The organism is Streptomyces sp. RP5T, from assembly GCF_003933965.1.
GTDB lineage: Bacteria > Actinomycetota > Actinomycetes > Streptomycetales > Streptomycetaceae > Streptomyces.
Window position 1 is genome coordinate 1 of sequence record NZ_RSAJ01000930.1, and the last position, 2,208, is coordinate 2,208.

Annotated in this window: 3 protein-coding genes; all 3 read right to left on the reverse strand. The window is 70.0% G+C overall.

Annotated elements, in window-relative coordinates; all coding sequences use genetic code 11:
- Positions 1-586: chaplin (locus tag EHS43_RS43065; protein WP_148104287.1), on the reverse strand; the 586-nt coding region annotated here is incomplete at its 3' end.
- A gap of 149 nt (positions 587-735) precedes the next feature.
- Complete coding sequence (gene chpH / locus EHS43_RS43070) at positions 736-969, reverse strand: chaplin ChpH (protein WP_007380902.1); 234 nt, start codon at positions 967-969, stop codon at positions 736-738.
- A 146-nt stretch (positions 970-1,115) separates the two neighbouring features.
- The coding region (locus tag EHS43_RS43075) for a M20/M25/M40 family metallo-hydrolase (RefSeq protein WP_148104288.1) at positions 1,116-2,208 on the reverse strand (1,093 nt) is incomplete at its 5' end.

Here is a 2,208-nt window from a genome sequence, read left to right on the forward strand (position 1 = left end):
GTTCGGGGGTGCCGGGCTGTTCGGGCGATCCGGGCGGGGTGTGCTGCCCGCCGCCGGAGCCGCTGTCGCAGCCGTTGCCCATGGCCGGGTTGCCGATGCCGACGACGTCGACGCTGTTGCCGCAGGCGTTCACCGGGGCGTCGATCGGCACCTCGACGTGGTTCCCGGAGCCCACGCCGGGCGAGCCGCCGGTGTGGCCGCCGGCGTGCGAGCCACCGGAGCCGCCATGGCCCCCCGGGCCCCCGGACCCACCGTGTCCGCTGGGACCGTGCCCGCCGTGATGGCCGCCGTGTCCCGCGGAGCCGCCGGGACCGCCGTGTCCGCCGGGCGACCCGGTGCCGCCGCCCTTGTTGGCGCAGCTGTTGCCCATCGCGGGGTTGAGGACCCCGACGACGTTCACGGTGTTGCCGCACGCGTTGACCGGCGCGTGCACCGGTGCCGACACCGTGTTGCCCGAGAGCACGCCGGGGGAGTTCGCGCTCGATCCGCTCGCGCCCGCGTCCGCGTGGGCGGCGCCTCCTGCGGCGGCGATCACTCCGGTGGCGGCCGCCACTGTCATCAGGCTCTTGCGGGTGACTTGTCGCATGTACCTAATCCCTGCTTTCGACCTTGCCTCGAAATACCGCTGTATCGCGGTTCTCTCTCTTTTCGAAAAGGCCGGTCGGCCCCGGAGCGCATGGCTTGCACTCCGGGGCCGACGGGCTCATCCCTGTTAACTAGGGGCGAGGCACAACGTCACTTGTTGATGCAGGTGTTGCCGAAGGCGGGGTTCAGCAGGCCGATCACGGAGACCGTGTTGCCGCAGACGTTCACCGGGACGTGAACGGGAACCTGCACGACATTGCCGGACAGCACACCCGGGGAGCCCACAGCGGCACCCTGCGCACCCGCATCGGCGACGGCAAGGCCCGCACCCGCGAGAACCAGGCCACCAGTGGCAGCCGCGGCGGCGACGACCTTCTTGATCATTATTCCTCCTTGTTGGCAATGCGATCCCAAGTAGCGGATCGCATGAGTTGTAACGAGGAGGGAGTAATGGGGATACGAGCTTATGAGCGCATTCACCCTTCCCGGGCGATCTCGCACACGCGGCCGAATAGGAGCGTCAACACGCGTCAGCTCGCGTCGATGAACCGGTCGAGAACCCGCACACCGAATTTCAGACCGTCCACCGGCACCCGCTCGTCGACACCGTGGAACATCCCGGCGAAATCCAGCTCCGGGGGCAGCTTCAGCGGGGCGAAGCCGAAGCCGCGGATGCCGAGCTCGTCGAAGGACTTGGCGTCGGTGCCGCCGGAGAGCATGTACGGGATGGCCTTGGCAGCCGGGTCCTCGGCGACGAGAGCGGACTGCATGGCGTCCACGAGCGCGCCGTCGAAGGTCGTCTCGACGGCCTTGTCGGAGTGCACGTCCTCGCGCCGGACCTTGGGGCCGAGGATCTCGTCGAGGTCGGCGAGGAACTCCTCCTCGAAACCGGGCAGGAAGCGCCCGTCGACGTGCGCGGTGGCCTCGCCCGGGATGACGTTGACCTTGTAGCCGGCGCCGAGCTGGGTGGGGTTGGCGGTGTTGCTGAGGGTCGCGCCGATGAGCTTGGCGATGCCGCCGAGCCGGGCGAGCGTGCCCTCCATGTCCTCCGGGTCCAGCTCGGTGCCCAGCGCGTCCCCGAGCTCGTCGAGGAAGGCCCGGGTCGTCTTGGTGACCCGCACCGGGAACGTGTGCCGGCCGAGCCGGGCGACCGCCTCCGACAGTTCGGTGATGGCGTTGTCCCGGTGGATCATCGAGCCGTGCCCGGCGGTGCCGGCCACGGTCAGCTTCATCCAGTGCATGCCCTTCTCGGCCGTCTGGATCAGGTAGAGCCGGCGCTGTTCGTTCACCGTGAAGGAGAAGCCGCCCACCTCGCTGATCGCCTCGGTGACGCCCTCGAAGAGATCGGGGTGGTGGTCGACGAGGTGGCGGGCGCCGTACGTGCCGCCGGCCTCCTCGTCCGCGAGGAAGGCGAGGACGATGTCGCGGGGCGGCCTGCGCCCGCTGCGCAGCCGGTCGCGGACGACCGCCAGGGTCATCGCGTCCATGTCCTTCATGTCGACCGCGCCCCGGCCCCACACGCACCCGTCCGCGACCTCGCCGGAGAAGGGGTGGTGGGTCCAGTCCTGCGCGTTGGCCGGTACGACGTCGAGGTGGCCGTGGATCAGCAGGGCGGGCCGGGAC